Raw genomic sequence first — 6,668 nt, 5'->3', positions numbered from 1 at the left:
TATCCCAGAGTGCAGGGCAGATCACCCACGTGTTACTCACCCGTTCGCCGCTCGTGTACCCCGAAAGGCCTTACCGCTCGACTTGCATGTGTTAAGCACGCCGCCAGCGTTCGTCCTGAGCCAGGATCAAACTCTCCGTAAAAGACTCTAGAAACAACAACCCTCCACAAAGAAGGATCGCGAATCAGTTCAAAAACCAAAGAGCCAAATCACTAGCAAAAAAACTCAACTAGCAAAAAATGTCCCCTCACCCCAGACGGGAAGAATGAAGCAAGAAGACGTCACACCCACACCCCGAAAGGCATGAGCGCCAAAAACATTCGGCACTGACATTCATCGACACACTGTTGAGTTCTCAAAGAACACGCGCACACCATCGCTCTCGCTTTAGCGTTTGCTCTGGGGCTTACACGTTCGTATCCCGGACGCGGTTACTTTCTTACCTTATCCGGGGGCGTCAGTGCTAACCTCGTCCAACCTCGTGTCCCGCGCCTCTCGGCTCGGGTCGGTGTCCGTGTCGCTCTGACTCGACAAAAGTTACGCCAACGAGAACACTTGCGCAAATCGCCTGGTCAGCGCGCTGAAACTGTTAACAACACACAGCGAGCGGTTGCCCCGGCGTCCTACGGTGGTGGCATGCTTCTGCAACCCCGATATGGATCCGCGTCGCTTGCCGACGTCGTCCCATCGATCCTCGCCCATCTCGGCGTCCCGGACACGACCGACAGAATCGGTTTCGAACTCGAGGGCGCCCGACGCATCTGCCTTCTCGTCGTCGACGGCCTGGGCGCCGAGCAGTTAGCGGCACACCCGGACGACGCGCCGTTTCTGACCTCGCACACGAGCAACTCGATCACCGCCGGCTTTCCGAGCACGACCGCCACGAGTCTCAGCTCCTTGGGCACCGGCTTACCTCCCGGTGAGCACGGAATCGTCGGCTATCTCGTCTCACCACCCGGCCACAAGGGGCTGATGAACTCCCTGAAGTGGGCACTGCAGGGGTCGTCGAGCTCTGACGAACTTTCCCCCGACCTCGTTCCGGAGACTTTTCAACCGACACGCACCTCGTTCGAACACGGTGTGGCGTCGGGCGTCGGGATCTTCCACGTCGGCCCCGCGCTGCAGAACGGGTCCGGTCTGACGCGTGCATCGTTGCGCGGGGCGTCGTTCCGAACGTCGATCACATCCGGTGACCTCGTCGGGAATGTCGCCGACGTTCTGTCCTCCCCTGGTCCGACATTGGCCTATACGTACTTCGGCGACCTCGATCTCGTCGGACACGTACGCGGACCGAGTTCCGACGCGTGGCGGGCGGAGCTCCGTCAGGTCGATCGGCTCGCACAATCGTTGGCCGAGACGGTTCCGACGGACGGAGCGTTGGTGGTCGTCTCGGACCACGGCATGGTCGAGGTCGGGGACCGTGTCGACTACGACGCGTCGCCTGCCCTACGCGCCGGCGTCGGACAGCTGGGCGGCGAAGCACGAATGAGGTACGTCTACACCCGGAAGGGAGCAACGTCGGAGGTGTACGACGCGTGGAAGGCCGAACTGGGGAGAAGTTTCACTGTCGTCACCAAGGACGAGGCCGTCGACAACGGCTGGTTCGGCCCGGCCGTGTCGCGGGCCGCGTACGGGCGGATCGGCGACCTACTTGCGCTCGCGCACGATCGATCCGCCTTGGTGCGAACCGATGCCGAGTCGATAGCGGCTCGACTCCGCGGTCATCACGGCTCGTTGACGTCGGCAGAGCTGTTGGTTCCAGCGCTGGTCGTCCGTCCGAGTCACTGACTGCCCTGAACCTGTCGGTACCCCCGTCTACCTTCCCACCCGTTCGAGAAGTCCGAAGCGGCAGAAACGGGGAACACATGTCGACGTTCGATGGGCTGGATCTTGACGAGGCGACCGGGAAGGACTGGGGTGCATTCACTCGCCGGTTGGCGGATCGGCTTGCGCACGGCACCGCCGAAATCACGCTGTGTCCGGCATTCGTTCCGGACGACCGACGACGGCCGACCATGACCTTTCGCAGGACGCCGTCGGACACGATCGTCTGCACCACGACCGCGTTGTCGGCGCCTGTTCCTCCATGGGCGCACGATGCCGAATCGTCCACGAACGTCGTCGAGAAGTCGGCCGCGTGGGCCGATCATCTGGCATTCCTGGCCGTCGGCGAAATCAGAACCGTGTGGGGCGTTCCGCACCCCGCGTTTCTCGACGGTGACGAGGATTCCAGGGGCGCCGAAGCATACGACCCGACCACTGCCGTGATGACCGATCGCGAGGACGAACTCGAGCGCGTGGTTCTGAGCTGTTTGCGCAACGTCACGGGACTCGACGTCGAGCTCTCCGCCGACAAGAGCGTCGCCATCATGTTGGGGCTGGTCACCGCATACGTCTATGTGGCCGGTCCGACCGAAGTACGTATCCACGCGCCGGTCGTGGAGCGGATCTCGGGTCGTACGCGTGCAGCCGAATTGGTCGCCGACCTCAATCGCCGCCACTCCCGGTTGAAATTCCTCCTGGTCGACGACCGTGTGCACGTCGCGGCCAGCGTCGACGCACAACCTCTAGTGCCTCGACATCTCGACGCCGCTTTCCATCGTTTGGCCGAGTTCGTCATGCGCGTCGACGCGTCCTTCGCCGACCACCTCGGCGGAGTCGTCGCGTACACAGGACCGGATCCCCGCCCCGAACCGGATTTCACGGCCTCGGACGACGATGCGCACCACGACGGCGACTGCGACGTGCCGCCCGATTTGCTGGCTCTGCTCGAGTTGGACTCGGCGGCCGAGGGTGCCGTCGACGTGGAACTCGTCGTATCGGTATGCGGCCAGGACAGGACCAAGATCGCCGGCTACGAAGCGTTCTGCTCCGACCAAGCTCGGTCGTGGCGTGAGTGCGCACTCGAAGCAGAAGAACGCGGCGACACCGACGCGATGGACGAGTACGAAGCGGAGGCCGTTCCATGGGACCGCATCGTGGCCACACTCCGCCTCACGCTCCGCACCGCCGCGTTCTTCGACAACGCCTGATGCGGTCGGAACACCCGACGCATCAGCAACGCGTAGTGCGTCAGACGATGGCCACCGCGTCGATCTCCACCAGCATTTCCTCGCGGGGCAGCCCAGTGAACACTGTCGTACGACTGGGCAGCACGTCACCCTTCGTGTGCTTCTGCACGAACTCGCCGTACGCGTCGTTCATGATCGCGAAGTCCTCGCGCTTGGTCAGGTACACGCGGAGCATGACGACGTCGTCGAACGTCGCTCCACTCGCCTCGACGATGGCGCGCACGTTCTCGAGCGTGCGCGTCGTCTGCGCAGCGACGTCCCCCGGGTACAGGTACTCGTTGGTCTCGGGGTCGACGGGTCCTTGCCCCGACACCTGCACGAACGGGCCCTTGCGTACGCCCTGGGAGAAGGTGTGTGCGGGTGCGGGAGCTGCATCGGTGCGGACTGCGATCTTCTCGCTCATCGGATTCCTTTCACGTTCATGTTGTCTTCGATGGTCGAAGTTTCTGTGGCAGACCTCCACCCGAGGTCTGCCGATATCGCCGCTGCGGTAGCCAAGATCTCGGGCAGCGTTGCCAGTACCTGAGCGTGGTCCAACAGCATGTCGGGGACGGACATCGACACAGCGGCCACGGTGTCGCCCACTCCGTTGCGCACGGGCACGCCCACGCAGTTGACGAACGACTCGTGTTCCTCGTGATCCTCCGCGAAGCCTTGCTGCGCAACGAGTTCCAGTTCGGCGAGGTAGCGCTCGGCCGAATCGATCGTTTTGTGGGTGAATCGCTGGTAACCGAGATTGTTCGCGATCTCGACCTGTTCGGACCGAGGCCTCGCCGATACCAGGACTTTGCCCACCGCGGTGCAGTGCAAGGCTGCGGGTCTGCCGACGCGCGAGTACATGCGCACGCTCTGCTTGGCGTCGAACTTGTCGATGTAGATGGCCTCGCCGTTCTCGTAGGTGGCGAGGTGGATGGTCTGACCGGTCGACGCGTTGAGCGCAGCCAGATGCGGGCGCGCGACGGTCCTGACGTCACGTTGCTCGAGCGCGTGACTGGCCAGTTCGAAGAATCTCGATCCCAGCATGTACCGATGCTCCGCGTCGTGCTGGACGAACCGGTCGGCTTCCATCGTCCGCAGCAGACGCAGCACCGTCGTCTTGTGGACACCCAGTTCGGTGGCGAGCTGATCCAGCGACCGGCCCTCGTCGCCGAGCAGACCGAGGATCGTCAACGCTCGCGACAGACTCTGACTCATACACTCACCAACTCCCCGTAGTGAATTCGCGTCCATTCGTCGGCCGACAGACCGATTGCTGCATCGAGACTGGGCCCGGCGAGAATCGTCGCCACGTCACCCCGAGCCGTGAGCGCACCCGCCGCGCACAGATGCCCGAGGCGGACTCGCCCTTCCGCCGACACCCCGTTCAGCAAGCCACCGAGGAATCCGCCGGCAAAGGCGTCGCCCGCACCGATCTTCTCCACCACATCGAGCCGGAGGGCGGGAACGTCGACACGCTCGTCGCCGTCGAACGCCGTCACGACATGCGCGTCGTTCTTGATCACGAGATGTCGCGGTTCGGGAAACTCGGCGCGCAGCGCGGCCGGATCGTCGAGACCGAAGACCACGCCCGCCTCATCGGCTCCCATCAGGACGACGTCGCTGCCACGCACATGGTCGGCGAGAACTCGCGATGCGTCGTCGATCCTGTTGGCCCACAACGCGGGCCGGTAATTGAGATCGAAGCTGACGAGACCGTCACCGGCGATCAACGCGCGTGTCATCCGTTCGGCCGACTCGGACAACGCGACCGTGATGCCCGAGAAATGCACGATTTCGGCCGACCCGATCGCATCCGCAGCAGCTCCCCCGCCGATGTCGCGGGGCGACAACGCACTTGCAGCGGAGCCGGTCCGGAAATACGTCATCCGACTGTCCCCGTCGGGCAGATCCCATTCGGACCCCGTTCCACCGCCGCGCTGCTTGACGTACATGCCGGTCGGTCGGGTCTCGTCGAGGACGACAGCGGAAACATCGACGCCGGCGTCGACGAGCTGCGTCAACAGGTAACGACCGAAGCCGTCGTTGCCCACTCTCGAGATCCACGAGGACGACACGCCCAACTGAGCGAGCACTCTCGCCACGTTGGCTTCCGCACCACCGGCCGACCTGGTGAACGTTTCGGAATTCTCCAATGGGCCCGGTTCCGCAACGAGGACCACCAACCCCTCGCCGACGCAGATCGCTCGCGGCGACGTCACATCGATCTCCTTCGAATGCTTGCGACTTTCCCCCAGTTCGTTGCACACTACTGAGCACAAACATTTTGCGCAACTTGCGTTGCAAAATACGCAACGCATAGCGAAGTCAGGCCTGGAGGTCTTGTCTTGATCGACTCGAATGTCGTCGACGCCCTTGCGTCGCGAGTGCTCGGACCCGAACACAAATCTGTTCCCCCGCAGGCGTGGGGACTGGGAATCCGCGAATTCCTCGCGACGCGACCGACTCTCAGCCAGTTCCAGACCCCGCTGCTCACGCTGGACGACGGCCGACTGCAGCACAACGTCGACGTCATGGCGACGTGGGCCGAGAAATCCGGCGTTAAGCTCGCCCCGCACGGCAAGACGACGATGGCGCCGACCCTGTGGAGACGTCAGCTCGAATCCGGCGCCTGGGCCATCACACTCGCAACCATCTGGCAGGTTCAGACCGCACGCAGTTTCGGTGTGGACCGGATCATGCTGGCCAACGCCCTCGTCGACCCAGTCGGCCTGACGTGGCTCGCGCGCGAACTCGACGAGCACCCGGAATTCGAATTCGTCTGCTGGGCAGACGGCCTCGACACGGTTCGCGCCATGAACCGCATCCTGGACAACGCCACGGGCACGCGACCCGTCGACATCGTCGTCGAACTCGGTGGTGAACACGGCCGTACCGGCGCGCGCACCATCGAGGAGGCGCGGTCCGTCGCGAAAGCTGTCGCCGACTCTCCACGACTGAACCTCGTCGGCGTCGGCGGATACGAGGGGGCTCTGAGCCACGACCGATCGGACAGCGGCCTAGATGCGGTTCGAACGTATCTCGACGCCGTCGGCGCGCTGCACCGCGAACTCGACGCTGCCGGCCTCTACTCCGGCACCGCGGTTATCACTGCAGGCGGCAGCGCGTATCAGGATCTCGTGGTCGAGCGGCTGGCGTCGTTCGCGGACGAGGACGGTGCGCGAGGCGTTCCGACGTCGGTCGTTCTCCGTTCCGGGGCGTACATCATCCACGACGACGGTTTCTACTCGCAGATTTCGCCGATGATCCCTGCCCGCTCCGACGATGCGCTGACGTCGGCGATGCACGGGTGGGCCCGCGTCGTCTCGCGGCCGGAGCCCGGTCTGGCGCTGCTCGACGCGGGTAAGCGAGACCTGCCGTTCGACGAGGGCCTTCCGACGCCTCAGTCGATCGATGCGGCCGAGGTCACCGCCCTCAACGATCAGCACGCATTCCTCCGCTTCCCCGACGACGACGCAGCTGCACCGATCGGATCCGTTGTACGACTGGGTCTCTCGCATCCCTGTACGGCATTCGACAAATGGCGGCTTATTCCTGTGATCGACGACGCCGATGCCGAGGACCCTCGCGTCGTCGACCTCGTCCACACCTTCTTCTAGG

The 6,668-nt window shown here is 63.8% G+C and carries 6 protein-coding genes and 1 rRNA gene; 3 read left to right on the top strand and 4 right to left on the bottom strand.

What is annotated here, in order from left to right:
• Positions 1-142: ribosomal RNA gene (locus A3K89_RS14530) — 16S ribosomal RNA — on the bottom strand; the annotation flags it as partial.
• A gap of 494 nt (positions 143-636) precedes the next feature.
• Between A3K89_RS14530 and A3K89_RS14525 the strand changes: the two genes are divergently transcribed.
• The gene (locus tag A3K89_RS14525; protein ID WP_068427196.1) at positions 637-1,788 is read left to right on the top strand and encodes an alkaline phosphatase family protein; all 1,152 of its coding nucleotides are present in this window, start codon (positions 637-639) and stop codon (positions 1,786-1,788) included.
• A 77-nt stretch (positions 1,789-1,865) separates the two neighbouring features.
• Positions 1,866-3,032 (top strand): T3SS (YopN, CesT) and YbjN peptide-binding chaperone 1, encoded by a 1,167-nt coding sequence (locus A3K89_RS14520; protein ID WP_068427195.1) that lies wholly within the window; start codon positions 1,866-1,868, stop codon positions 3,030-3,032.
• Positions 3,033-3,072: 40 nt separating this feature from the next.
• Here A3K89_RS14520 and A3K89_RS14515 read toward each other — a convergent pair whose 3' ends face one another.
• Genes A3K89_RS14515 through A3K89_RS14505 form a run of 3 tightly spaced genes read right to left on the bottom strand, consistent with a single transcriptional unit; the run spans position 3,073 to position 5,269 of the window.
• Positions 3,073-3,474 (bottom strand): RidA family protein, encoded by a 402-nt coding sequence (locus A3K89_RS14515; RefSeq protein WP_068427194.1) that lies wholly within the window; start codon positions 3,472-3,474, stop codon positions 3,073-3,075.
• Positions 3,471-4,265, bottom strand: a complete 795-nt coding sequence (locus A3K89_RS14510; RefSeq protein WP_068427192.1) for an IclR family transcriptional regulator — start codon at positions 4,263-4,265, stop codon at positions 3,471-3,473. Before A3K89_RS14510 ends, A3K89_RS14515 begins: the two co-directional genes overlap by 4 nt.
• Positions 4,262-5,269 carry a sugar kinase gene (locus A3K89_RS14505; protein ID WP_254303538.1) on the bottom strand — a complete coding sequence of 336 codons (1,008 nt, stop codon included), beginning with the start codon at positions 5,267-5,269 and terminating at the stop codon, positions 4,262-4,264. Before A3K89_RS14505 ends, A3K89_RS14510 begins: the two co-directional genes overlap by 4 nt.
• 126 nt (positions 5,270-5,395) lie before the next feature.
• On the opposite strand from A3K89_RS14505, the gene A3K89_RS14500 reads away from it, so the two are divergent.
• Positions 5,396-6,667, top strand: a complete 1,272-nt coding sequence (locus tag A3K89_RS14500) for an alanine racemase (RefSeq protein WP_068427191.1) — start codon at positions 5,396-5,398, stop codon at positions 6,665-6,667.
• Position 6,668 lies beyond the last annotated feature (1 nt).

Origin of the sequence: Rhodococcoides kyotonense (genome assembly GCF_001645385.1) — a bacterium.
Taxonomy (GTDB): Bacteria; Actinomycetota; Actinomycetes; order Mycobacteriales; family Mycobacteriaceae; genus Rhodococcoides; species Rhodococcoides kyotonensis_B.
This window is presented reverse-complemented; position numbering and strand designations above follow the sequence as displayed.